Source organism: Nonlabens sp. (assembly GCF_039941875.1).
GTDB lineage: Bacteria > Bacteroidota > Bacteroidia > Flavobacteriales > Flavobacteriaceae > Nonlabens.
On record NZ_JBDVDQ010000011.1, the window covers coordinates 1 to 25899 of the forward strand.

The 25899-nt window shown below is 34.3% G+C and carries 29 protein-coding genes; 10 read left to right on the plus strand and 19 right to left on the minus strand.

The annotated features are described in order from the left end of the window. Positions 1-211: 211 nt before the first annotated feature. Complete coding sequence (locus ABJF08_RS06465) at positions 212-1270, minus strand: ketoacyl-ACP synthase III (protein ID WP_348115263.1); 1059 nt, start codon at positions 1268-1270, stop codon at positions 212-214. A 357-nt stretch (positions 1271-1627) separates the two neighbouring features. Between ABJF08_RS06465 and ABJF08_RS06470 the strand changes: the two genes are divergently transcribed. The 4 genes from ABJF08_RS06470 to ABJF08_RS06485 all read left to right on the plus strand — a co-directional run bounded on the left by ABJF08_RS06470 (position 1628) and on the right by ABJF08_RS06485 (position 4909). Further along, complete coding sequence (locus ABJF08_RS06470) at positions 1628-1978, plus strand: hypothetical protein (RefSeq protein ID WP_348115264.1); 351 nt, start codon at positions 1628-1630, stop codon at positions 1976-1978. A gap of 71 nt (positions 1979-2049) precedes the next feature. Further along, positions 2050-2844, plus strand: a complete 795-nt coding sequence (locus ABJF08_RS06475; protein ID WP_348115265.1) for an MbnP family protein — start codon at positions 2050-2052, stop codon at positions 2842-2844. A 72-nt stretch (positions 2845-2916) separates the two neighbouring features. Further along, positions 2917-3957: a cytochrome c peroxidase gene (locus ABJF08_RS06480; protein ID WP_348115266.1), complete on the plus strand. Its 1041-nt coding sequence runs from the start codon at positions 2917-2919 to the stop codon at positions 3955-3957. After that, the gene (locus ABJF08_RS06485; protein ID WP_348115267.1) at positions 3932-4909 is read left to right on the plus strand and encodes a hypothetical protein; all 978 of its coding nucleotides are present in this window, start codon (positions 3932-3934) and stop codon (positions 4907-4909) included. The genes ABJF08_RS06480 and ABJF08_RS06485 overlap by 26 nt, the downstream gene beginning before the upstream one ends. 131 nt (positions 4910-5040) lie before the next feature. On the opposite strand, the gene ABJF08_RS06490 is transcribed toward ABJF08_RS06485, so the two are convergent. From ABJF08_RS06490 to gcvP, 3 genes are all read right to left on the minus strand, one after another. Then, positions 5041-5415 (minus strand): ester cyclase, encoded by a 375-nt coding sequence (locus ABJF08_RS06490; protein WP_348115375.1) that lies wholly within the window; start codon positions 5413-5415, stop codon positions 5041-5043. A gap of 174 nt (positions 5416-5589) precedes the next feature. Beyond that, positions 5590-6162 (minus strand): hypothetical protein, encoded by a 573-nt coding sequence (locus tag ABJF08_RS06495; RefSeq protein ID WP_348115268.1) that lies wholly within the window; start codon positions 6160-6162, stop codon positions 5590-5592. A gap of 160 nt (positions 6163-6322) precedes the next feature. Continuing rightward, positions 6323-9166: an aminomethyl-transferring glycine dehydrogenase gene (gene gcvP / locus ABJF08_RS06500; RefSeq protein WP_348115269.1), complete on the minus strand. Its 2844-nt coding sequence runs from the start codon at positions 9164-9166 to the stop codon at positions 6323-6325. 137 nt (positions 9167-9303) lie between these two features. On the opposite strand from gcvP, the gene ABJF08_RS06505 reads away from it, so the two are divergent. Further along, positions 9304-10140, plus strand: a complete 837-nt coding sequence (locus ABJF08_RS06505; RefSeq protein WP_348115270.1) for a hypothetical protein — start codon at positions 9304-9306, stop codon at positions 10138-10140. Positions 10141-10189: 49 nt separating this feature from the next. On the opposite strand, the gene ABJF08_RS06510 is transcribed toward ABJF08_RS06505, so the two are convergent. The 5 genes from ABJF08_RS06510 to purE all read right to left on the minus strand — a co-directional run bounded on the left by ABJF08_RS06510 (position 10190) and on the right by purE (position 13890). Further along, complete coding sequence (locus tag ABJF08_RS06510) at positions 10190-10435, minus strand: hypothetical protein (protein ID WP_348115271.1); 246 nt, start codon at positions 10433-10435, stop codon at positions 10190-10192. Between the two features lie 4 nt (positions 10436-10439). Then, positions 10440-11003: a sigma-70 family RNA polymerase sigma factor gene (locus ABJF08_RS06515; protein WP_348115272.1), complete on the minus strand. Its 564-nt coding sequence runs from the start codon at positions 11001-11003 to the stop codon at positions 10440-10442. 14 nt (positions 11004-11017) lie between these two features. Further along, on the minus strand, positions 11018-13081 hold the full coding sequence (locus ABJF08_RS06520; protein ID WP_348115273.1) for a M3 family metallopeptidase: 2064 nt from the start codon (positions 13079-13081) through the stop codon (positions 11018-11020). A gap of 82 nt (positions 13082-13163) precedes the next feature. After that, positions 13164-13403 carry a hypothetical protein gene (locus ABJF08_RS06525; RefSeq protein ID WP_348115274.1) on the minus strand — a complete coding sequence of 80 codons (240 nt, stop codon included), beginning with the start codon at positions 13401-13403 and terminating at the stop codon, positions 13164-13166. Further along, positions 13396-13890 (minus strand): 5-(carboxyamino)imidazole ribonucleotide mutase, encoded by a 495-nt coding sequence (purE, locus tag ABJF08_RS06530; protein ID WP_348115275.1) that lies wholly within the window; start codon positions 13888-13890, stop codon positions 13396-13398. Before purE ends, ABJF08_RS06525 begins: the two co-directional genes overlap by 8 nt. A gap of 132 nt (positions 13891-14022) precedes the next feature. Here purE and msrB (ABJF08_RS06535) point away from each other — a divergent pair, with 132 nt between their 5' ends. Together msrB (ABJF08_RS06535) and msrB (ABJF08_RS06540) are read left to right on the plus strand one after the other, a co-directional pair. Further along, positions 14023-14556, plus strand: coding sequence for a peptide-methionine (R)-S-oxide reductase MsrB (gene msrB / locus ABJF08_RS06535; protein WP_348115276.1), 534 nt, complete (start codon positions 14023-14025; stop codon positions 14554-14556). A gap of 105 nt (positions 14557-14661) precedes the next feature. Next, positions 14662-15036, plus strand: a complete 375-nt coding sequence (gene msrB / locus ABJF08_RS06540) for a peptide-methionine (R)-S-oxide reductase MsrB (RefSeq protein WP_348115277.1) — start codon at positions 14662-14664, stop codon at positions 15034-15036. 11 nt (positions 15037-15047) lie between these two features. On the opposite strand, the gene ABJF08_RS06545 is transcribed toward msrB (ABJF08_RS06540), so the two are convergent. Continuing rightward, the gene (locus tag ABJF08_RS06545) at positions 15048-15719 is read right to left on the minus strand and encodes a hypothetical protein (protein WP_348115278.1); all 672 of its coding nucleotides are present in this window, start codon (positions 15717-15719) and stop codon (positions 15048-15050) included. A 204-nt stretch (positions 15720-15923) separates the two neighbouring features. On the opposite strand from ABJF08_RS06545, the gene ABJF08_RS06550 reads away from it, so the two are divergent. After that, the gene (locus ABJF08_RS06550) at positions 15924-16634 is read left to right on the plus strand and encodes a DM13 domain-containing protein (protein WP_348115279.1); all 711 of its coding nucleotides are present in this window, start codon (positions 15924-15926) and stop codon (positions 16632-16634) included. 80 nt (positions 16635-16714) lie between these two features. Here the strand turns inward: ABJF08_RS06550 and ABJF08_RS06555 are convergent, their stop codons facing one another. Both ABJF08_RS06555 and ABJF08_RS06560 read right to left on the minus strand, forming a co-directional pair. Continuing rightward, a complete protein-coding gene (locus ABJF08_RS06555) occupies positions 16715-17854 on the minus strand; it encodes a DEAD/DEAH box helicase (protein WP_348115280.1) in 1140 nt (379 codons plus the stop codon). Between the two features lie 47 nt (positions 17855-17901). Continuing rightward, the gene (locus ABJF08_RS06560; protein WP_348115281.1) at positions 17902-18756 is read right to left on the minus strand and encodes an OmpA family protein; all 855 of its coding nucleotides are present in this window, start codon (positions 18754-18756) and stop codon (positions 17902-17904) included. Positions 18757-18809: 53 nt separating this feature from the next. On the opposite strand from ABJF08_RS06560, the gene ABJF08_RS06565 reads away from it, so the two are divergent. Both ABJF08_RS06565 and ABJF08_RS06570 read left to right on the plus strand, forming a co-directional pair. Beyond that, on the plus strand, positions 18810-19409 hold the full coding sequence (locus ABJF08_RS06565) for a DNA-3-methyladenine glycosylase (protein ID WP_348115282.1): 600 nt from the start codon (positions 18810-18812) through the stop codon (positions 19407-19409). A gap of 9 nt (positions 19410-19418) precedes the next feature. Continuing rightward, a complete protein-coding gene (locus ABJF08_RS06570; RefSeq protein WP_348115283.1) occupies positions 19419-20441 on the plus strand; it encodes a hypothetical protein in 1023 nt (340 codons plus the stop codon). Position 20442: 1 nt separating this feature from the next. On the opposite strand, the gene ABJF08_RS06575 is transcribed toward ABJF08_RS06570, so the two are convergent. The 7 genes from ABJF08_RS06575 to ABJF08_RS06605 form a co-directional block, all read right to left on the minus strand. After that, positions 20443-21153 (minus strand): flavodoxin family protein, encoded by a 711-nt coding sequence (locus ABJF08_RS06575; RefSeq protein ID WP_348115284.1) that lies wholly within the window; start codon positions 21151-21153, stop codon positions 20443-20445. Positions 21154-21223: 70 nt separating this feature from the next. Beyond that, positions 21224-22003, minus strand: a complete 780-nt coding sequence (locus tag ABJF08_RS06580) for an SDR family oxidoreductase (RefSeq protein ID WP_348115285.1) — start codon at positions 22001-22003, stop codon at positions 21224-21226. Positions 22004-22090: 87 nt separating this feature from the next. Continuing rightward, positions 22091-22813 (minus strand): class I SAM-dependent methyltransferase, encoded by a 723-nt coding sequence (locus ABJF08_RS06585; protein ID WP_348115286.1) that lies wholly within the window; start codon positions 22811-22813, stop codon positions 22091-22093. A 74-nt stretch (positions 22814-22887) separates the two neighbouring features. Then, positions 22888-23631 (minus strand): LytTR family DNA-binding domain-containing protein, encoded by a 744-nt coding sequence (locus ABJF08_RS06590; protein ID WP_348115287.1) that lies wholly within the window; start codon positions 23629-23631, stop codon positions 22888-22890. Beyond that, the gene (locus tag ABJF08_RS06595; protein WP_348115288.1) at positions 23628-24425 is read right to left on the minus strand and encodes a histidine kinase; all 798 of its coding nucleotides are present in this window, start codon (positions 24423-24425) and stop codon (positions 23628-23630) included. Before ABJF08_RS06595 ends, ABJF08_RS06590 begins: the two co-directional genes overlap by 4 nt. Further along, positions 24418-25062 (minus strand): hypothetical protein, encoded by a 645-nt coding sequence (locus ABJF08_RS06600; protein WP_348115289.1) that lies wholly within the window; start codon positions 25060-25062, stop codon positions 24418-24420. The genes ABJF08_RS06595 and ABJF08_RS06600 overlap by 8 nt, the downstream gene beginning before the upstream one ends. 4 nt (positions 25063-25066) lie before the next feature. Continuing rightward, complete coding sequence (locus tag ABJF08_RS06605) at positions 25067-25612, minus strand: hypothetical protein (RefSeq protein ID WP_348115291.1); 546 nt, start codon at positions 25610-25612, stop codon at positions 25067-25069. Between the last annotated feature and the right edge of the window lie 287 nt (positions 25613-25899).

A 25899-nucleotide genomic window follows, 5' to 3' on the forward strand; every position in this document is an offset into this window, starting at 1 on the left:
TCGTCCTGATTCAATTTCTTCTACTACTTGAAGCTTAAAAGAAAGCGAGTAGTCTTTTTGGGTACGTTTCACATAACCAATGTTTATAGGTGTTTTCATTACACTAAGATTTTAGTGTATCGCTATTCTAGGACGGGACAAGGTTTTAAAAAAAACACCCCTTAAAATCTAAGATTTTAAGGGGTGTTTTTTTTTAAATCTTAGATAGATTCTAGTATCTGTAAACTATGGCATTTATATTCATTCCTGCACCTACACTAGCAAACATAACTACATCGCCTTTTTCTACTTTGTGTTGTGGCATTTTATCATGAATAACTAGATCCATAACAGTAGGAACTGTTGCTACAGAGCTGTTTCCATATTTATGGATAATCATAGGCATGATGTCCTTAGGAACTTCCATGTCATAAAGCTTATAGAATCTATCCACTATAGCTTCGTCCATTTTTTCATTAGCCTGATGTATAAAAATCTTTTTAAGATCTTTAATATCTACACCAGCTTGTTCCATAGCACTTTTCATACCTTCTGGAACTTTGGATAATGCAAAGTTATATATACGACGGCCATACATTTTTATGTACTTGGTCTTATCTTGTATTTCTTTATTATAAGAAGTTTCATTGAATATGAAAAAAGCTTCTTCTTCTGTATAAGTTGCTGTAGCCTGTCCTATAATACCATGCTCATCGTCGCTAGCTTCTAAAACTGCTGCACCAGCACCGTCAGAATATATCATAGAGTCTCTATCGTGCGGATCTACAACTCTAGACAAAGCCTCTGCACCTATAACAAGTACTTTCTTAGCAAGTCCTGATTTTATAAATGAATCTGCTTGAGTAACACCTAGAATCCATCCCGGACAACCGAATAGAACATCGTATGCAATACATGCAGGGTTTTTAATACCTAATTTATTCTTTACACGACTCGCAAGACTAGGTACCATATCACTAGAACCACCATCAGAATTTATATCACCATAGTTGTGCGCCACAATTATAAAATCTAGCGTCTCTGGATCACAATTTGCATCTTCTATTGCTTTTATAGCAGCAAGTGTTGCTATATCGCTGGTAACAAGTTCATCACTCATGTACCTGCGCTCTTCAATTCCAGTTATCGCAACAAATTTTTTAATAATAGTAGAGTTATCGCTACCGAAAGAACTACCATCATTATTTAAGAATTCATGATTCATGAACTCTTCATTTTTTCTAACTACATCGGGAATATGACTTCCTACACCAGTGATTTTTGCTCTCATTAACCTGCTTTTCAAACTTAGGGATAACAAAAAAAGTGATTTATGATGTTCATTCCTAATTATTAACAACGGAATATGTGGTATTTTTCACTTTGTTGAGAATCAATCAAAGAATAGGTGTTTTTCTTGCATTATATATAATGCGATGAATAGTAAACCAGCTTATTTTGCTGATTTTTCTTTTATTCTATAGATCAACTAGAGTGTATTGGATTATAAATTATGAGAGTTAAGAATGGTTTGTATAGCTAGAAAAGTAATAGTTTTTTAATCTAAGAAATATGAGCTTTTTTTTAGATGCTAACATTATATTTGCAAAATAATTCAAGAAACCTGAAAAATTTTATAATCATATTGATGCTTATTTCATTTGCATTGCGACCTATGTACTACGTAGGGCAATTTGTATATTATGGAACAAACATGGATTACATTATAGAGAATTACTGTGTAAACAAAGAACGACCACAATTAAAATGTGATGGTAAATGTTTTCTTGCTAAAAAACTTATCGCAGCTAACGACTCTGAAACAGATGATTCTAAAAGCATAGAAGCACATGCTTTTTTCCCTGTGTTTTTAGAAACTCCACAAACGTTACAAATAGATAGTGATTTCATTTATAAAGATCACTCTATTAATTTCTCTTATCAATTATTATATAGTTATAACTGGTACGAAGCTCCTTTAAAGCCACCCATTTCATAAGTTTATTTTCCGTTTTTATTACAAAGACTTTAGACGTGAGTCTTCGATCGCGTCTACAATAAACTTAAAAAATGAATTTTTCAAAAACTATAGGAGCACTAGCTCTAAGCATCGCTATTATATCATGTTCATCTGACGATGACGCAATGGAAAACCTATCTAACCAAACAGGAGAACTTACTGTTAAGTTTGATAATGCTGTTGGTAATCAGGATTTTATATTTAACTCTTCTTTTTCTAAATCTAATGGAGAATCTTTTAAATTAGAAACACTTAAATACATCGTTAGTAACATCAAGTTAACAGACGAGAATGGAGTGGAGTTTGAATACCCAACTAGTGATAATATTTTTATTATTGATGAGGCAAATGCAAATAATGCAGGTGAAATATATGTAGAACTAGATAATGTACCAGCTGCTAACTATACAAAGATCTCTTTTGGAATCGGTGTAGATCAGGCTAGATTTGCTCAAGGTGCTGCAGGTCAAGGAGATTTCTTGACAGTAGCGCAAGACGCAGGTATGTTCTGGTCATGGGCATCTGGATATAAATTTATGCGCCTAGATGGAACTTATTCTGACGCTACCGTAACAGATCAACCGGTTAATATACACATGGGTAGTGTAGGGACATCTCTAGATAATTATAGAGAAATCACATTAGACTTACCTAATACTTCAAGAGTAAGAGAAGATTCTCATGCAGAGATTCACCTAGTAACTGACATCCTTCAAATTCTAGATGGAGCAACTTCATTGAATTTTTCAGATGGGTATGATCAGGTACATACTAATGAAATAGAAACTCCTATCATCGCAAATAACTTTATGGGTAGTTTCAGTGTAGACCATATTCATAACTAATAATTTTTATAGTAATACTGCTAGGAGGGTTTTACATAAACCCTTCTAGTTGTTACTATGAGTTTATCTGATATGAAAAAGTATATATTATTTGCACTGGGGATCCTTATGATTTCTTGTACAGAAAATGATATAGAAAATGGTTACGAACCTATTCCTGTATCTTTTGAAACACCAAGTAATTTTCCTGATCTTGTTTATAATCTAGATGTAAATCCTTTAACTGAAGACGGTATAGCTTTAGGTAAGGCTCTTTTTTACGAAGGAGATTTATCTTCTAATGGAGCAATAGCTTGTGCTTTTTGTCACGAGCAGGCATCAGCTTTTACGCATCATGGACATACTTTAAGTCATGGAGTAAATGGAAATATAGGTTTTAGAAACGCACAGCCTATTCAGAATTTAGGTTTTCAAGAAGCATTTACATGGGATGGAGCTGCATCGCACCTCGATTTACAGCCTATTATTCCTATTACTAGTGAGCTAGAAATGAACGAGACATTATCTAACGTTATAGGTAAATTACAGGCAGACGAAGGTTATAGAAACATGTTTAGTAAAGCATTTGAAGATGGAGAGATTACCTCTAGCCATCTATTACAAGCGTTATCTCAATTTATGGTAACTATGGTTTCTTCAAATTCAAAGTATGATAAAGTAGAACGCAATGAAGGAGCGGTCTACACTACTATAGAAGCTGATGGTTTTGCATCTTTTAACCAAAAATGTACAAGCTGCCATGCTGGTTCTTTACAAACAGATCAAAGCTACCGCAACAATGGTCTAGCTGTTAATCCTAGATTAAATGATTTAGGAAGGTATAATCTTCTAGAAATACCAGAAGACTTATATAAGTTTAAAGTGCCTAGTTTAAGAAATGTAGCGGTCACTTTTCCTTATATGCATGATGGACGTCTGTCAGACTTAGAATCTGTTCTAGATCACTATTCCTCAGGTATGGTGGATACTGGTACTATAGATCCATCACTAGTAAAAGCAGACGGTAGTCTAGGTATCGATTTAACAGCTTATGAAAAAGAGAGCATCATTGCTTTTTTAGAAACATTAACTGATCAAGAATTTTTAAATGACGACCGCTTTGCAGAATTTTAATAAAACTTTTATTACCCTATCCATAGGACTATTATTCAGTATCTCTAGTTATGCGGCTTGCCCACCGCATCTAGAAAAAATATTTTGTGACCTTTGTGGCTGTACTACCTCTAGTGGTAGTTCTGGTTTTGGGACACTCAATGATGTAAGTTTTATAGGACTGCGTTATATCCACCAGTCCTATGAATCTCGAGATGGTATTTTTGTAAATTCACCTACAAGTGAGGAGAATTTTAATACCTATCAAATATGGAGTAAAGTGCCTCTATCTAAAAAGTTCTCCATAAATGCGATGGTACCTTTTCAAGACTTATCAAGAAAACGTAATACTGGTTCAGAACATATAAGTGGACTAGGAGATGTGACTGTCATAGGATGGTATCAGCATGTTTTTTATGAAAAACCAGAAGGTTATAAAGTGATTTTTGAAAATAAAGTTCCTACCGGTCATCAACTCAACTTTGGTTTGGGTGTAAAATTACCGACAGGAGAATTTGAAGAAGAACTCACAGATCGTATCAATCCTGGTTTTCAAGTAGGTACTGGTAGTGTAGATGTACTAGCATCTATATCTCATTCCTATTCTAAAAATAAGTTAGGAATCAATACACTAGCCACCTATTATTTTAAAACAGAGAATAAAAACGAATACCGATTTGGTAACCAATTCAGTGTTTCTTCAAATGCGTATTATAACATACCATTTACTAAATCTGCTTTGAGTCCATTTCTAGGCCTATCTGCAGATGTTTATGATTCTATCGAGCAATTTGACGAGCAACTCGTGGATACAGATGGTTATATTTTTAACGGCAGTATCGGTACCGAATATAAATTTGATCAATTTGTTTTAGGAGCTAGTTATACATTGCCTATAGTTCAAGACCTTTTTGGTGGTGATGTTGAATCCCAAAATAAATTTTTACTGTATGCTAATTTTGTGTTGAACTAATTATAGAACACATAAAAACTTAATCATAGACCTAATGATCAGTTCTTTGATTAAGTTTTTATTTTTAATCTCGCTTTCGCGAAAGCGGAATAAACACCAACATTTTAACCCATAATCTATGTAGTAGATGTTTAGTACATCGTGTTAGGGTTTGCCGATTTTTCTGGTATTTGCTGTATGGAATCCCAATGCTCTACAATTTTACCATCACCATCAAACCTAAAGAAGTCCATAGTCACGTATTGATCGTTTCCAGGCCATATTTGGTGTGTGTGTAAAGCGACTAAATTATCTTCTGTAATCGCTCTTACAAATTTGATAGATTTATCAGGATACTCTACTTGCATCCTTTCAAAATAATCTATAAAACCTTGCTTTCCATTTGCCACATCTGGATTGTGTTGTATGTAATCTTTACCTACATAAAGCTCTATCGCTTTACGAGGATTGCCTTCATAAGCTGTTCTATAGAAATTTATAGCGTTTTGTTTATTTAATGAATTCATAGGTGTTTCTTTAAAGCTCATATTTAAAGATAGATTTAAAAATATTGAGTTGATCATATAGTCTTCAAAAACTCAGCTGACGTCACTTTTTTGATTTTATAGATCTAAATATCTTAATAAGCATAGTTCTTTTGGTAAAGTCTTTTCTCTTAATTATAGTACTTAGAAGTTGAATTAGATTTGAATTTTTACGATGCTTAGTAGGAATCCTAGAATTACGAAACCTAGTAAACTAAAGAAAAATTGTTTTTTGATTTTAAAAACACCTGAGACTATAATCCAACTATATAAAAATAGGTATAATGGCAATAAATAAGAGCTTATTTGAAAATCTTCATAGAGTTTTATATCAAGTCCTACGAATATAGTAGTCATACGAGTAAGAAACATGAGTACTAAGAATACCACATAAAACACTAAATTTTGAGCATGTCTTTGACGGCGTTTTACGGTTCTTATTTTATTTGTGAAACCTAACCATATTTGATTGCAAAATAAAAACCCCATGCTTGAGACCGTAAGTCCCATTAAAACAAAATAATAATTTGTGAATTGATCATGGATTATGGTCATAGAAAAATCGTCATGGTATCTTATGCTTACATGACTTAATTGGGTAAAGAGACCAAATAAAATAAATAGAACAATACTGGAACCTATACCATATACTATTCCTAAGATATATCTTTTTATACCTATGTTTTTTACTGAATATTCAGGTCTGTATTTTTCAAAACGTTTTATCAATGAATTTAATGTGGTTGGTTTATTTTATAGGTACAAATAAATTGATTTTTGTTACATGAAATAATCAAAAAAAAACCGAATCAACTTTTTGTTGATTCGGTTTTATATATATGTATTTCAGATTTCTAGACTACCTAAAGCCTAATAACCTAAAACCTATTTAATCCTCTAAATACTCTTCCATAGGAGCACAAGTACACATTAAATTACGGTCTCCATAAGCATCGTCTGCACGACGTACGGTAGGCCAGAATTTATTGTCAGCAATGTAGTCTAGTGGATATGCAGCTTGCTTTCTAGTGTATGGTAAATCCCAGTCATCACTAGTTATCATTTGCAAAGTATGTGGACTGTTCTTAAGTATATTATTAGGCTGGTCTTTAGAAGATTCTGCAATTTCTGCTCTTATAGAAATCATCGCATCACAAAAACGATCCATTTCTTCTTTAGATTCAGACTCTGTAGGCTCTATCATCATAGTACCTGCCACTGGGAAAGATACAGTAGGAGCGTGAAAACCATAATCCATTAATCGTTTTGCAATATCTGTTACTTCTATACCATTTTCTTTAAATGGACGACAGTCTATAATCATTTCATGAGCAGCACGACCTTTCTCTCCAGTAAAAAGACATTCATAACTACCTTTAAGACGTTCTTTGATATAGTTTGCGTTGATAATAGCATACTCTGTAGATCGTTTTAAACCTTCGGCACCTAGCATACATACATAGCCGTAAGATATTAAACATGCTAATGCACTACCAAAAGGGGCTGCACTAATAGGTGAAATAGCTTGGTCACCACCTGTAGGTATGACAGGATTAGTAGGTAAGAATGGAACAAGTTGTGGTGCCACACATATAGGTCCTACACCTGGTCCACCACCACCATGTGGTATAGCAAACGTTTTGTGTAGGTTAAGGTGACATACATCTGCACCGATGTTGCCAGGATTAGTAAGACCAACTTGCGCATTCATGTTAGCACCATCCATATAAACCTGACCACCGTTTTCATGGATAAGTCCTGTAATTTCTTTAATCGCACTTTCATAAACTCCATGAGTAGATGGATAAGTAACCATTAAAGCACTTAAATTATCTTTATGCTTTTCTGCTTTCTCACGTAAATCATCCACATCGATGTTTCCGTTTTCTAGCGCTTTAGTTACAACAACCTTCATACCAGCCATTACTGCACTAGCAGGGTTTGTACCGTGCGCACTAGATGGAATAAGGCATATGTTTCTATGTTGATCTCCACGACTGTGGTGGTAAGCACGTATAGCCATTAAACCTGCAAATTCTCCTTGCGCACCAGAGTTAGGCTGTAAAGAAGTACCTGCAAAACCAGTTGCCTCATTTAATTGAAGTTCTAATTTCTTCAACATTTCTTGATAACCAGCTGCTTGATCTATCGGTACAAATGGGTGAATATTTCCCCATTGCGGATTAGACAACGGCAACATCTCTGCTGCAGCATTCAATTTCATCGTACAAGATCCTAATGCAATCATCGAGTGATTTAAAGCCAAATCTTTACGCTCTAATTTCTTGATGTAACGCATCAACTCTGTTTCAGAATGGTAAGAGTTAAATACCTCATAGGTTAAGAAGTCTGTCTGACGTCCTGCACCTAAGTGAGTTTTTTCTAACAATTCTGTGATAGGAGTGAAGTCTTTAGAAACCGCTTTCGCGAAAGCGGAAACAATATCATTCAAGTCTGCAAGAGAAGTAGTTTCATTTAAAGAAACCTGAACTGTGTCTGCATCTGGATAATAGAAGTTAATCTCTAAATCAAGAGCTTCTTTTTTAACAGCTTCGGCATCTACTTTAAAACTCAAAGTGTCAAAAAAGTTTGCGTTAGTCTGGTAAATACCTAGTTTTTCTACAGCGTCTGCAAGAGTTGCAGTTTGCGCGTGTAAATTATTTGCAATAAACTTCAATCCACGTGGTCCGTGATAAACACCGTACATACCAGCCATAACAGCTAGTAAAACCTGTGCCGTACAAATATTAGAAGTCGCTTTATCTCTTTTAATGTGCTGCTCACGCGTTTGTAACGCCATGCGCAGTGCACGTTTTCCATCTGTATCTTTAGTAACACCTATAATACGACCAGGAATCTGTCTTTTAAATTCTTCACGAGTTGCAAAGTACGCTGCGTGTGGTCCTCCATAACCTAGTGGAATTCCAAAACGTTGTGTAGTTCCCACAACAACATCTGCACCCCAGTGTCCTGGAGCTTCTAGCAATACTAACGACATAATGTCTGCAGCAACTGCTATGCGTATATTGTTTTCTTTGCATTTTTTTGCAAAAGCAGTATAGTCTACCACATTACCACTAGCACCAGGATACTGTAAAAGAATACCGTAGTATCCTGCATTTACATCTATTTCCTGAGGATTACCTTCTACTAATTCTATTCCTAGAGGAATAGCACGAGTTTTTAAAAGCTCTTTAGTTTGTGGTAAAGCATCTTGGTCTACAAAGAATTTTATAACATTTTCTTTTTTCTGAGCTCTCTCACGAACTGAATAAAGTAAAGTCATAGCCTCTGCAGCAGCAGTAGACTCATCTAATAGAGAAGCATTAGCCAGTTCCATACCAGTAAGATCGGTAATCATGGTCTGGAAATTTAATAAGGCTTCTAGACGTCCTTGAGCAATCTCTGCCTGGTAAGGAGTGTAAGCGGTATACCAACCTGGATTTTCAAGAATGTTACGTTGGATAACTGCTGGTGTTATAGGTGCGTTGTAACCTAGACCTATGTAAGATCTAAATTGCTTATTCTTATCACCTAGTTTTTTAATATGAGATAAAAACTCATATTCACTCATCGCAGGATCTAATTGTAAATCTTGTTGAAGGCGTATGTTATCTGGGACTGTCTCATATACTAACTGGTCTATAGAATCAACTCCTATAGTTTCTAGCATGGGTGCAAGGTCTGCCTTGCGTGGTCCAATATGTCTTAGGGCAAAACGATCTGTATTCATAGTACTTGTATGGTCTATTTAAGATAGTGCAAAAGTAGTCGTTTAAGATATCTTAACTAACAAGGGTTAGTCTAGATTTATAGGTATTTTTCAACCTTTTTAACCTAGTTATTAACTATGCGCTGTAAATTTGAACCATGAGGTTATTGAAAACCGTTTTAGATTTTTATATACGTAGTAGTTTGCACGTGGCAATTTGCTTTGTAGCATTACTGTATGTGTTTCATTGCTATAGTTTTGTGAAACTGAGTGATGACTTTGCACTGTTAGGTTTTTGCTTTGTTGTCATAGGTTATAATTTTATAAAGTATGCGACACTGGTCTATGATAATAGAGATTTTAAATACAAAAAAGGAATCTTTGCAATCACAGTGATTAGCGCGCTAGTTGGAGCCTATTTATTACTGTTTGAAACTCTACTAGCCTATATAGTATTACTTATATCAGGACTATTATCTCTTTTTTATGTGATACCATTTTACCATAAAAAAAGTTTAAGGTTAATGTCTATTATAAAGGTAGTTACTGTGGTACTGGTATGGTGGCTGGTTATCATGTTACTACCAGTTTTTTCTAATTATACAGAGATTGTGAACTGGCAACCTGGGAATGATATAAATTGGACGCCTTATATCATAAAATCTATTGAGTTATTCTTATTTGTATTCAGTTTATTGATTCCCTTTGAAATACGCGATTTAAAGTACGATGCTCCTAGTTTAAAAACTATCCCACAACTAGTAGGAACTAGAAAAACAAAATATTTAGGGATGTTATTATTGTTGTGTGCCTTCTTATTGCATCATTTTTATTTCATGCAGTATGAATTCCCTTATTATTTTATTCCTTTATTAATTTATGTGATAACAGCCATTGCGATATGGTTTTCAGATAAATTTAAATCAGATTATTATGTCAGTTTCTTTGTAGAAGCCATACCAGTTTTTTGGCTAGCATTATACTGGGTGACATAAAAAAAAAGAGCCGAATGGCTCTTTTTTAAAATATGTGTTTTAAGATGTGTTACTTTTTCATCGACTCTGCTATTCGTTTTTTAATAGAATCTTTTTGAGTGTCAGAAAGAGCAACCCATTTAAGCCCTTTAAGTTTACGTTGGAAACGTTCATTATTTTTATGAAACGATCTACATCCTATACAGTGTCCTAAGTGTAATTTATGACGGAAGGCTTCCTTAGGGTTAAGATCTCCATATTGTTCTCTTGTGCTTAAAATTTTTGCCTCGTCGCAGTTTATAAAAAATCTACCCATCAGATTAGTTGTCTTTGTGCCATTTTTTGTTCATACATTCCATAAGCTGTACTCGAGCTCTATGAATTATAACCCATAAATTAGACGCTGTGATATCGTGTTCCTTACATATCGTATCAGTTTCTAAATTATCTATTGTTTTTTGAACAAATATAGTGGCATATCTCTCTGGTAAACAAGCGATACACTCTTCAAGTGCTTTTCCTAATTCTTCTTGTTCAATAGTGTCTTCTACATTAGGGTTACGCAAGTCCTGAGCTTTTTCTTCCATCCAGTCACCTTCTTGGTCGCTATTAGAAAGATAGCTCATACGTACTTCGGCCTTTCCTTTATTAGAATTTATCTTGCGATAATAATCTATGATTTTACGTTTAAGAATAGAAATCAACCAGGTTCTCTCTGTAGAATTCCCTTTAAATCTATGTGCGCTTTTTAATCCTGCCAGAAAAGTTTCAGATACCAGATCTTGTGCCATAATAGGATCATTAACCCTACTTATGGTAAAATTAAAGAGGTAGTCACCATAACGGTCCACCCATTTTTCTGGTATTAATTTAACTTCTGGCATTTTAATAAACAGTTTTAACTTATTAGACCAGCTCTCTTTAAAAGAGCATCGATTTTAGGTTCGTTTCCGCGGAAACGAGTATATAATAACATAGGATCTTCTGTACCACCTCTGGAAAGAACATGATCTCTAAATTTCTTAGCCGTAGTACGATCGAAGATTCCGTTTTCTTTAAACATTTCAAAAGCATCTGCATCTAGAACTTCTGCCCATTTATAGCTATAGTATCCTGCACTGTAACCACCTTGGAAAATGTGTCCAAAAGAAGTACTCATACAACTACTTGCTACGTCTGGATAAAGATCTGTCTGGTCAAATGTTTTTCTTTCATGAGCTTTTACATCTGTAATTCCAGTTGGGTCTATACCATGCCAGTTCATATCTAACATTCCAAAGGAAAGCTGTCTTAAAGTTTGCAATCCTTCTTGAAAATTAGCCGCTGATTTTATTTTTTCTATATACTCAAGAGGTATTACCTCGTCAGTTTCATAATGTCTCGCAAATATCTCTAATGCTTCTTTTTCATAACACCAGTTTTCTAGTACCTGACTAGGTAACTCAACAAAATCCCAAAATACAGATGTTCCTGATAGACTTTGGTATTTAGTATCGGCTAGCATACCGTGTAGTGCGTGACCAAATTCATGAAACAAAGTTGTCACCTCATTAAAAGTAAGTAAAGAAGGCTTTGTAGCAGTAGGTTTCGTAAAATTACATACGTTAGAAACATGTGGTCTTACATTAGTTCCATTTGCATCATGCCACTGTCCTTTAAAAGAAGTCATCCAGGCACCATTACGTTTTCCTTTACGTGGGAAAAAGTCTGCATAGAAAATAGAATTTAAACTATCATCCTCATTTTTTACCACATAAGTAAGTACATCAGGATGGTACTTTTCTATTTCTTGAGTTTCTTCAAAACTTAGACCGTATAAACGACTAGCGATTTCAAAGACTCCATTAATAACATTTTCTAATTTAAAATACGGTTTTAATAACTCGTCATCTAGACTAAATAAACGCTGCTTTAATTTTTCTGAATAATAGGCGGCATCCCATTTTTCTAATTTGGTTATCGGTTCCGAAATCTCTGACTGATTAGAAATAGAGATTGCAAAATTAGTCAACTCATCAAAATCGTGCTGTGCAGCCGGTTTTGCTTTTTCTAGAATCTCTTGAGAGAATTGGATAACAGTCTCCGGTGTTTTTGCCATACGCTCTTCTAATACAAAGTGTGCATGCGTTTCGTAACCTAATAACTGCGCACGTTCATATCTTAAACGTACTATGTTTAATACATTCTCCTGATTATCATGATCGTCTTTGTAAGCCTTGGCACCAAAAGCTTTTGACATCTCCTCACGCAGTTTTCTATCATCGACATAAGTCATGAATGGAATGTAGCTGGGGTAATCCAGCGTGAAAACATATCCAGTTTTATCTTTTGCTTTTGCAGTTTCTGCAGCTGCTTCTTTTGCACTTTCTGGTAAACCTGCAAGTCTAGAATCGTCTTCTAGATGCATTTCAAAATCATTAGTTGCTGCAAGCACATTCTCACCAAAAGCAAGAGTTAACTTTGAAAGCTCGCTATCTATTTCTCTTAAACGTACTTTCTTATCGTCGGTTAGGTTTGCACCATTACGAGAAAAACGCTTGTATTGTTTATCTAACAGTGTTTTTTGTTCTTCAGTTAAATCTAGATCACTCTTTTGATCATAAACTGCTTTTACACGCTTAAAAAGATCTAAATTTAAAGTTACATCATTCCCAAATTCAGATAACTGCGGACTCACCTCACGAGCTATTCGCTGGATTTCGTCATTGGTTTCTGCACTGTTTAGGTTAAAAAAGATGCTGGATATACGTCCTAGTGTCTCTCCAGAAGAATCTAGCGCTTCTATCGTGTTCTCAAAAGAAGGTGCTGCTGTGTTCTCTGTGATAGAATTTATTTCTTTTTTTGCTATTTGTATCGCTTTCGCGAAAGCGGACTCATAATCAGACTCCTTGATTAGTGAAAAAGGTGCTGTGTTATGAAAAGTATTAAATTCTTGTAATAAAGGATTGTTATCTGTGCTCATATAAGTGTAAAAGTAATGGTCAGAAAGAAGAAAGTCATTACTATTTTGTTAAACTTTATCTTCTGAAGGTTAAACAAAGTAGTTAAACGAAAAAATAGCCATAGCCAAAAAGGCTAACCATAAGGACTCCATGAATGATGCCCAGGTAGTTGTAATCTTTTTGTGTGTACTGCCTGTTAATGATGACTGCCATCAAGAAATTAATACCACCTGCGGTTAAGAAATGCCACTGGACAGAGTGTCTCAACATCATCTCATAACCGAACCATAATGCGGTTAAGGCGATAATAAAAATAGAGGCTATTTGAAAAGCTCTAGACATTTTCACGCATTTGTGCAGCTGCCTTAGTGACTTTTTCTTTAAGTCCTTGTTTATAATTTATAATGCGTTCACGTACGTCTTCTTGCGTGGCACCTAAAATTTGTGCAGCGAGAATACCAGCGTTCTTTGCGCCATTAAGGGCAACAGTTGCCACAGGTACACCGCCTGGCATTTGTAAAATAGATAGAACACTGTCCCAACCGTCTATAGAATTGCTAGATTTAACCGGTACACCTATAATAGGTAATGGAGATAAACTGGCTACCATACCTGGTAAGTGTGCGGCACCACCAGCACCTGCGATAATTACCGCGATACCGTTTTCATGGGCTTTTTTACCGAATTCAAACATTTTTTCTGGTGTGCGATGGGCGCTTACCACATCTACCTGAATTTCTATTTCTAGTTCTTTAAGAACATCTATGGCGTCTTGCATCACGGGAAGGTCGCTCGTAGACCCCATGATAATAGCTACTTTTTTATTCATGAGGTAAATTTACAAATATGAGGTCAGTTTTTTAAAACGAAATTGTGATATTATTGACACAATACTTAACAGTATTGCAACAACTGTAAGCGCTTTTAGTACGTAATTTTACCATATCTAAAAATAAGACAGATGATTAAACATATTTTAATAGCCATCATGGCAATAGGTTTTGTCTCTTGTGGTAATAATACCTCAAAAGAGATCGCAATGAATTCTTCTCATGATCACATGCAACAAGAAAAAGTGTATGAGGTAAAGAAGTCTAATGCAGAGTGGAAAGAAGTTTTAACAGCATCTCAATACAATGTGTTGAGAGAAGCTGGAACAGAACGTCCACATTCTAGCTCACTTAACAAGCAATATGCTCCAGGTACACTAGTATGTGGCGCATGTCATGCACCGGTTTATGATAACGCACATAAATTTGATTCTGGTACAGGATGGCCTAGTTATGATAGAGCGATAGAAGGACAGGTAGAGCGCGATACCGATTATAAAATAGGATATGCTCGTACCGAATTAAAATGTAACACTTGCGGTTCTCACCTAGGTCATGAATTTAACGATGGTCCTAGAAAAACTACTGGTAAACGCCACTGTATAAATGGTGTAGCTTTAGATTTTATACCACAAGGTCAGGAATTGCCTCCTTTAAGAAAATAAACATACAAGTTGCGTAAGATTTGAAGAGAGCTCTGGACTAATAAGTCGAGAGCTTTTTTTTGTATCGCTATTGCGAAAACTAAATAAATTCAAGAACTTTAAATCATGACAGAACAAGAATATAAAGACAAACTTACTCCAGAGCAATACCATGTGTTAAGAGAGAAAGGAACAGAAAGACCATTTACAGGAGAGTACAACACGCACTATGATAGTGGTGTTTACAGCTGTGCGGCTTGTGGTAATGAATTATATAAATCAGATCAAAAATTTGATTCAGGTTGTGGATGGCCTTCCTTTGACGATGAGGTAGAAGGAGCGATAGAACGCAAACGTGATACCACACATGGTATGATACGTACCGAGATTATGTGTTCAAATTGCGGTAGTCACTTAGGTCATGTTTTTAACGATGGTCCTACAGCGACAGGAATAAGACATTGTGTGAATAGTTTGAGTCTGGATTTTAAGAAAGAGTAGGTCGTTTAAATTTAATTAGGATCTTTCATTATTTGAGGTTCTGGTGGAAATTCTCTAAAACTTAAAGTTAATTGATAATGTTTTTTTAATTGATCTAATTGATAAATTGTTAATTCTTCTAAGGGTTTTGAGTATTTATTATCAGCAATTTGTGACATAAATTCTAAATATGTATTAATCACCTTATAATAAATAATTCTAGTCAATAATAGATTGTCAGAATAATTAGTAATACTAAATTTTATATCATTTGAATAAGAATATAGGTCATTATATTCTTCCATATGTTTAAGAAAATCTGACTTAATTTCTGAAAGTGACATATTTCCATTTTCTCCCCAGATTATTTCTTCAGGAAATACATAAATAGAGTATTCAAAATATAAACCACAAAACATATTGCAATTTTGTTGGTTGAGTACAGTAATGGTATCGTTTTCTACAACAGTATTAAAACGTAAGAAATCTGTACAATCTTTTTTAGTATGTATGTTAACTAATTTAAAAAGAGAATCTTGGGGTTGATCAATATCAATAGGGATAAAAGGCACATTATTGTTATTTCTCAACAAATAAGCTCGGTAATCAAATTGTTTAGACTCCTCAATAGGAATCTTTGTGTCTGTTTTACAAGATGTTAAAATGAGTACACATAAGAATAATAAGGCAGGTAGGTTTTTCATGAATCAAAGTTTATCAATCTTTGTGCCTTTTATTGAATTCCTTTTTTGAAATAGCTCTACAGTGTTGTGGCAGGGAAATAAATTCAATTTTCAATGCTATATATTACTAGATATGTACCAGTAATTAGATACTTAAAGAATCTTTCTGTGATCTTATTGTTATATTATTTTATGACATTTGATCAAACTTAAAAGTGGACTCTCATGAAAAAAATTACTTTATTAATTACTTATTTATTCACCATAGGACTTGCACAAGCGCAATGTTCACAACCTGCGAGCAATTTCGGTAATAATACCGTTCCTAATTATGATGTATCTGGGGATATAGATGTTGTTCTTAATGCAAACAATACAGTATCAGTGAATCTAGGGAACAATTTTTCTACAGCGGCTGGTCCAGATGTTAGAATATTCTTAGTAGATCGTGGTACATTTACAGACAGTCAGTTAACGGTACCTAATAACTTCTTGAACAGTCCTAGAATAGAAATAGGTCTCGTCTCTAGTTTTTCTGGTGCTTCTAGTTATACAGCAGCTTTACCTAGTAATGTCAGTATTGCAGACTATCAAACGGTATTTTTCTATTGTTTACAGTTCAATCAATTTTGGGATTTTGGATCATTTACAACCATAGATAGCTCTAACTGTACCTTATCTAATGAATTAATTGAAAAAACAGAATTTTCTATCGCACCTAATCCTGCTGTAAATGATCTTACTATACAAAGCAATTCTGCAGCGGCTATTCAATCAATTTCTATTTATAATATACTCGGTAAACAAGTATATTCAAGAAAAGGAAACATTGAAGAAAGAATCTCGATTCAGGATTTACAAGACGGTGCTTACTTTGTCAGAATAACAGACGAGGAGAATTCTATGTCTACTATAAAGTTGCTCAAAAAGAGTTAACTAATAGTATAGGTGATACTAAAACGAAAAAAGCGATACTTGTACAAGTATCGCTTTTTGTATTTATTTAGGTCAAGTTGTTAAGAATTCCACTCGGGAAGATCTTCCATCCAGACTTTTAATTTGGTTTTCTTTTGAATAGTTCTCATATGGTTAGATTCTCCTTTAGAAACTAAAGAGATCGCTGTACCAGCATTTTCTGCGCGACCAGTTCTACCTATACGGTGTATGTAATCTTTAGGAGAACGAGGTAATTCATAATTAATTACATAAGGTAAGAATTCAATGTCTATACCACGAGAAAGTAAATCTGTAGTAACAAGACATCGCACACCAGTTTCTGCATGATTTTTAAAAGCTTCTAGATTTGCATTACGCACACCTTGAGTTTTTTTACCGTGTATGGCTTTGGATTTTATTCCATTAACGTTAAGCTTATCATTAACATGATCTACTTGATAAGTAGAAGAACAAAAGATCAACACTTGTTGCATATCATGCTCTTCAATAAGATGTCTTAAGAGAACACCTCTTTTTTCTTCAGTAACGCGGTAACCTAATTGTTTGATAAGAGAATAATCTTGCTCTGCTTCTTCAATTTCTATGACTACAGGATCAGTCAATAATCCTTCTTGAATATCTTTAACTTCACGACTTAAAGTAGCCGAAAATAGTAGATTCTGTTTCTTTTTAGGTAAATGATAAAGGACAGCATCCATCTCTTCTTTAAAACCTAGAGAGAGCATTTTATCTGCTTCGTCCAGTACAAGAACCTTACATTCTTTAAGAACCACAGCGTTAGCCTCTACCAGTTCTATTAAACGTCCTGGCGTAGCGACCAGTACGTCTACCGTATTCATCTTCATCATTTGAGGATTAATACTCACACCACCATAAACAGGCATCGTGATAAGAGGTTGGTCTAGTGCTTTAGAAAAAGTTTTAATCACCTCACTCACTTGTACAGCAAGTTCTCGAGTAGGTACCATTACAAGACCACTTATGAATCTGTTCTTAGATTTAATGCCTTTTAAATTTTGAAGAAGTGGCAACGCATAACTAGCTGTTTTACCAGAACCAGTTTTTGCGATACCCAACACATCTTTTCCTTCTAGAATAACAGGAATAGCCTGTTCTTGTATAGGAGTAGGCTGTGTTAAATTCTGATCGTTAAGGGATTTTATAAGTGCAGGATCGAGTCCTAATTTTTCAAATGACATATAGGTTTTTTACAAGCTACAAAGGTAAATGATTTTCAATGCTTTTGTTATTCGTTTTCTGTCTCGTTTTCTCTTATCGCTGTGATGTGTAATTCTACACGGCGGTCATAAAAATCGCTTTTGCCGGTTTTAAAATTGGCCATTTTTCCTATAGTAGTAAATCGAGTAGGGTCTAAGCCGTATTTTACAAAGAATCTCTTAATTTGCTCTGCTCGAGCAGTAGAGAGATTCCACTGTCCGGTGTCTTTATCAAGTCCAGGTTCATTTAAACCGTTGCAACATATGTGACCTTGTATTTCTATTTCGTACTTTTTATGAATAATTAAAGAGTTGATAATTGAGTCCATTACAGGATAAGAAATTTCTCTTAATCGGTGTGTGCCAGGGTAGAAGATGACATTGTTAAAAACTAGATTATCATTTACTTGAAGACTGTCTGTAAATACATCATACGATTCTATATCTACTACCGACTTTTCTTTTTCAATTATTACAGGTGCGTCAGATTTATAGAATACCATAATCTCAACACGTCTATTATCTGCTCTCTGTTGACTTTTATGGATGCTGGAATAAAGAGGCAATTCACCTACAGGCTCCAGATTAAAAATAGAATCGGTGATATTTGTATGTTCTATAATGAGATCCTTAACGGCATCAACCCTGCGAGATGCTAGTTTAAGATTATAATCGTTGCTAGCACGGTCGTCACAATAACCTATAAGAGTAATTTCTTTTACGACCTTATTAGAACCAGTGTTTATGGAGTTGAGTAAATCTTTAGTGTCCGCTTTGTTAACTTTATAACTATCAGTTTTAAAATTGATAGAAAATTGATTTTGAACTTCTTGAGCACACGATAAACCGCTTATCCAAAAAAGTAGTAGAGTAAAGTATTTCATAAAATCATCTTATTCCTTGTGCAACGCACCTATTTCTATTTTATTTTTAAAAAATGAAGTTACCACAAAGTTATTATTTACAAGAAGATGTCGTTGCCATTGCTAAAGACTTAATAGGTAAAAAGATCGTTTCTATGGTAGATGATCAATTGACATCTGGTATTATCACAGAGACAGAAGCCTACCGAGGTTATGACGATAAAGCCTGTCATGCACATCTAGGTAAGTTTACAGACCGTACCAAGGTGATGTATGAAGACGGCGGCGTTGCTTATGTTTATTTATGCTACGGTATCCATAATCTTTTTAATATTATAACTAATTCTAAAGATCAGGCAGATGCAATTCTAATACGTGCTGTAGAACCGTTAGATGGAGTAGAGGTAATGTTAGAACGTCGCAATAAATTAAAATTAGATAAAACACTCACTTCTGGACCTGGTAATTTCAGTAAAGCTTTTGCCTTAGATAAATCTCATTACGGTGCTTTTCTTACCGGAGACCAAGTGTGGATAGAGGAGAATGATATGTTCCGCTTTCGCGAAAGCGAGATCACAACCACCGCCAGAATAGGTATAGATTATGCACAAGAAGATAAAGATTTGCCTTGGCGTTTTTATTTAAACACGTCTAAATTTATAAGTAAGCGTTAAGTTTGCAAAATGAAAAATTTAATCAGAATTATTATCGTTTCTATAGTTTTCACACAACTTACTAGTTGTGGTTATACTAGAACTGAAGATGATAAATTTCCTGAAATGGCTGCTTTTCCAGACCATTCTAATGATAAGATATCGATTAAATCTACTAGTATGAGAATAGATACCATTTATACTACCAGTAATAATGAGTTGATGGGTTATGTTGAAATATTAGATACAGATAGGTATAGTAAAAAAGTTATAGCAAAATTTGATAAGAATTTAAATATATTGGACTCTGTTTCTGTCTCAGGAAACACCTTCGTAAATAAAAGAGGACAGTTTTATCGTTATAATGAAAAAGGTGAGTTAGAGCGATTTGATCATATAAATGCAACACCTGTTTTAATACCAGAACACCCTTTTAATGGGGAGAAATTTAAAGAAGATCTAGAGAAAGAGTTGGCAAAAAATGGACCGTTTGCTACACATAAATTTCCAGACAGTCTAAGTTATCAAATAGCTATGAAGAATGACTCTTTAAGCTATCATCGCGCTGCAGACGCGTTTGAAAAGCAAGTGCTTTCTGACTTACTATGCGTTAAGAATACTCTGGGAACTACCTTTCTAACTTATGCAAATCATGAATATCAAATTAGTAACCTACCACGACCTCTATGGGACAGTGCTTATGGTGATAGAAAAACATGTCATGAAATGTTATCAGAATACCTAGAATGTGATCGAGCAAAAAAATACATCACCGATTATAGAAACCATATAAAAATAACGGACCAGGCAGTTACTGGTAACGGCAGTTCTGGTGGTAATCACTTTGTTTTTGGTTCCTTTTACACAAAGGGCTTTGAATACTATGAATTAGAAATAGAAGGTCAGGTAACTACTTTTAAGAACTATGGAAACGTAGTAGGTTCTCATAGAGTTACCTCTAGAAAACTACCAGGTACAAATATGTACCTGATAGATGTTAAAGGTGATATGTACGATTATCCTGTAACTTATATAGCTACATTAATAGATTAGTCTACCTATATTCTGGATTATCAAAAGCCCATTTATTACCATTATTCCATTCTTCTTTAGAATTTCCATAAGTGGAATAGCCGCCATTTTCTTTAAGCATTTTTGCAAGATGCATTAAATTATAAGTCATAAATGTGGTATTACGTTTAGTAAAATCATTATCCAGACCTACTTTACCATCATCTCCATAACTAGGTCCAGGACCAGCTTCTCCTATCCATCCAGCATCTGCTTGCGGTGGTATGGAATAGCCTACATGTTGCATAGAATATAAAATCCCCATCGCACAGTGTTTAATACCATCTTCATTACCTGTGATAATAGTACCACCTACTTTTCCATAAAATATATACTGTCCTTTATCATTAGTAAGTCCACTCATGGCGTATAAACGTTCAATTAATAATTGCGCTTGTGACGACTTCTCACCTAACCATATAGGAGTACCGATAATTAAAATATCTGCAGCATCCACTTTTTTATAAATATCATTCCACGCGTCGGTGTCCCAACCATGTTTAGTCATGTCAGGTTGTACACCTGTAGCTACATCATGATCTATAAAACGAATGTGCTCAACGTCTACACCTTCACTTTTCATGATGTTTGCACTAACGTCCATTAAAACTTTAGTATGACTTTTTTCTGGAGATTTTTTAAGTGTACAATTAATATAAAGTGCTTTTAAATTTGAAAAATCTGGTTTGCTCATCATTTATAATTTTTAAGGATTATTTAGATCTCGCTTTCGCGAAAGCGGAACTATTATTTTTAAATATTTATTAATTTTTAGGTTGTTGCATTTTTTCTACCATTTTTAGAACCACCTTTTTAGGCGTGATGGCTAGCGTATGGAGCATGGCTTTTTGCGTGAAGGAAAGACCTGCTTTTATATCCATTTTACCTTTAATCATTGCATTATAGGCTGTCGTAGCGACGTCTAGAGGTGTAGCGGTGTTTTCAAACAAAGAGGTTTTATCCATTCCCGATGTTTTACCAAAATCAGTATCTGTAGCGCCAGGCATTAAATTAGTCACTGTAATATTAGTGTGTGATAATTCTTGAGAAAGTGCGTTACTAAGTGAGGTTACAAAGGCCTTAGTTGCAAAGTAAACTGCCTGCATAGGTCCTGGCATAAGACTCGCTGTAGAAGATGTATTGAGTATTTTACCTTCATTACGTTCTATAAAATCAGGTATAAATAAACGACATAGGTGTGTTAATGCCGTAATGTTGAGCAGGATCATATTTTGATCTTGAGCCCAATCTCTTTCATGAAACTTACCTATACCGCCAAAGCCGGCATTGTTAATCAAATAATCTACTTGAATACCAGCTGCTTTTACCTGGTCATAAATTTCTTGTGTAGCGTTATGATTTGTAAGATCTTTTTCGATAACATGAACAGAAACACCATATTGGTTTTCTAATTCTTTTTTAAGTAATCTCAATTGCTCACCACTTCTAGCTATGATAACTAGATGACCACCTCGTGAAGCATGTATTTTTGCGAGTTCTTTACCTATACCACTGCTGGCACCGGTTATTAATGCAGTTTTCATTTTATTTATGTTAAAACATAAAGATAATGAACTGTTGTAGGTGTGTAGCTGCGTTTATTTCAAGTTTAACAGCGTGTGAGAGGTATGTTAAATTCTAGTAAGACGAGCGAGATAGTCATAATGTTCTCCTTTTTGAACAAGCTCTGCTTTTAATCCAGCTTTTTGAGCATGCGTTTTAAGAAGTTCAAAATCCATATATAACCAATCAAATGATGCAGATTCTGCCTCTTTATATTGTAAAGAGAAAGTAACTTCTCCATAATATTCTTTGTTAGGGTCTACCCATAGGCCGCCATCTTCTTCGTCTTCATAAAGAAACCTCAGGTCAGAGCTATCTATTAAAATCTGTCCGTTTACATTCAGTAGGTTTTTTAAATTCTCTAGACAGGAAGTAACTCGTGATAGTTTTTCAAAAATGCCAGTACCATTCATGAGTAGAAGAATCGTGTCGTACTTTTCTTTATGATTCCATATGCTCTCTAGAACTATTTTAGAATCAGGAGATTTTAATCGTTCTTTTAAAACAGTTATAGCTCCAGGACTTTGATCTATTGCGGTAACAGTAAGTCCATTACTCTCTAAGTACAAGGAGTGAGAACCAGCGCCAGCACCTACATCTAGGACAGTACCTGTAGAGAGGAGTAAAGCTTTCTTTTCTAAAGCAGGCATTTGATCATAAGATCTAAAAAGATAAGGAAGTGGCATGACATCATCTTCCATAGTGGTGCTTAAAACTGTAATATCTTCTGTGTAGTTTCCGCGATGAAAGTCTACTAATGCATTACCGTACAGATCTGTTTTTATATCCACTTTAATATCTTTAAAACAAAATTAAGCTTTAAGAAATGAATAGCCTTTCTTAGTATAGTTGAAGTATGAATTAATTAACCCTTGAGCTGATTTAAAAAGTCGGTGCGTTTTGCTCTAGATACTGGTATACTGTTGTTGCCTTCTAAAACTACGTAACCATCGTTTAAATAACGCTCTACAAAAATCATATTTATAATATAAGATTTATGCACATGATAGAAATCTTTATGATCTAATAATTTTTTAAAATGTCCTATACTGTGTGAGCTTAGTATGGGTTTACCATCTATAAAATGAATTTTAGTATAACCGTCTACACCTTCACAATGGGTAATGGATTTTACTTTTACAAATTCTAGACCTTCAGTAGATGGAATAACGATCTTCTTTTTTTGAAATTTTTGAACACCTAGGTTTTCTATTAGAATTTTATTCTTTTCTAGTGCATTCTTATCAGCAATATTGCGTGTTGCATTATCTACTGCCTCTACTAGATCTTCATTATCTATAGGTTTAACTAGATAACCTATCGCACAGTGTTTAATCGCATCGAGGGCATATTGATCAAATGCCGTGGCAAAAATAATTTCAAAATTAGGATTTGAGAACTGCTTTAATACCTCAAATCCACTCATACCAGGCATGGCAATGTCTATAAAAACAAGATCTGGTTGCAATTCACTGATAATATCAAAAGCATCTTGAGGTTTTTCTATAGTAGCTACTACGTCTAATTCTGGACAAAAGCGTGCAATCTTATTCTTTAAAATAGCTATAGCTTTAGGCTCGTCATCTATGATTATGGTCTTTATATTCATTCTTCCTCGATGTATTTAAAAGTCATGTAAACCGCTGTGCCAGATTTTCCTTTATGTATGGAGCGATCTATAATTTGATAATCTATAGACCATTCTTGACTTTCGTTTAAAATGTCTAGTCGTTCTTTTATTACTTCACTACTATGTGCTTTGGTATTGGCTTTTTGATTTTTTTGAATTTCTCTTGATTTTTCTAAGCCTATACCATCGTCGATAATACTAACTTTGTAACCGTCTTTTTCAGGTAGTTGATCAAAGCTCATAATAATATGTCCAGCACCTATTTTATGAAATACACCATGATTAACAGCATTCTCTAACATGGGTTGTAAAATCATGGTTGGTATAAAGATGTTTTCTTTATCCAGGTCGCTATCTACTTCTATGCTGTAACTTATTTTATCTTCAAATCTTAATTTTTCGATTTGTAAATATTTATTTAGAAACGATATTTCTTCTTCTAGAGTGATGATTTTCTTTCTAGAATAATCAAAGAAAAGACGCATGAGTTTAGAGAACTTAGTCAGATAATCTTCTGATATCTCTACTTCATTACGCTGTATGTAGTATTGAATTGCATTAAGACTGTTATGAACAAAATGAGGGTTTAACTGACTGCGTAGTGCGTTTAATTCGCTCGTATGTTGTCTCTTTTGAGCGGCTAGTTGCTCTTCTAGTTTTTCATTAAGTAACTGATTCTTTCTATTATTAAAAGTGATAAACAATGAGATAATACCGATAGTAATAACCAATACAAATATAAAAGCACCTATAAAGTAGTCGTAATTATTCATCTCTAGCAGATTTCAAACTTAAAGCATAAATAAAACAACCATACATTATAAGGTTTATAAAAACTAATACACCACTAACTTGCCAAGTTAACCTTTTAAGGTTGGGTAAAAATAACGCTAGCGGCATCGCATTGATGTGAAAGACGAATAAGCCTATACTAATCCAAAACGGCCTGTGATTAGCATATCTCTTAACCTTATTATTGAGCAACATTTTATTAAAAAAGATAAAAACATTAGGCGTTATAATCAACGCTGCAGCAATTACTATAGCAGGTAACTCGTCTACATAAGACTCTACATAGTAAATACTTACTAGATAACTAACTATCATTAATATAGTACTAACTATTGCCAGCCATGTTATTCTCAAATAAGAGTAAAACCAGTAAATAGTAAATAGCATCGCGATTAATGTATAAAAATCTAGAACTATAGATGCATTTTTAACAAGGACCCATACATAGTAATTACTTGTTATTTCTATGACTATGGTAAAACAAAGAAAAGGTAGAAATATCGATTCCTTTGTTTTACTCAAATAATTCCAGTTTTTAACAGCGACCCATGTGGTAATAAGGATCAACGCATAAATTATGGCTGTAGAAATGTAATAATATGTATAGTCGTGCTGCATAAGACTATGGTAATTTTAAATCCTTAGGTGGCATTCCAGACGTTCCTTTATTAAGGCCATCTATTCCCGGGATGTTAGTATCTACACCTACCTGTGTAGTACTTTTTTCTAAAGCAGGACCATTAGGGTGTCCGGTCCCGTAAAAGAATACCGTAGTAACAGCCTTGCCATCTTTGATAGGTTCTTTAGTACCTAGATAGACTCTTATACCTAATTGATCATAATTATTATCCTTACCATGTTGCTCTATATAAGCAATATAGTTTTTAAGATCTTCTAGCTTAAACCAGACTTCTCTAGTATCTTTATATACCTCACCATTTGCATCGATTAGAGAATCTCTAGAGCCACTGTAAAGTAATTTCTTATAATTCTCTTCTAGTTGGTTTGCTTCTTTATTAGAGATTTTACCATTTGTTTTGTTCCAATTCTTAGCTATTTCTTCTGGTGTTGGATCATTATGTTTAGGAGTATCGTTAATCCACTCGCAAGAAGTTAAGCTTATAGCGATGGTTAATAAAAACAATAATTTAAGAATGTTATTTTTCATGATTTTGGTGAGTTGGGTTAGTTGTTAAAATTAAGGTTTTTAACTTCTTTAAGTTAATATTCTTAATTTTTCATTATTTGTTATGAATTAATACTTCTCATTTTTACAAGAAGAAAATGCGTAGACTGACATATGTTCTTGTATTTTCCATAAGACCTTAAATGGGTATTAATTTTATTGTCATCCATAATTGATAAAGTGTTGTCCTTAAAGTTTGTATGTATTAGTTCGTTAAAAACTCTCTTAAAAAAGAGAAAAGCCGCACGATTGCTCGCCACGACTCTTCC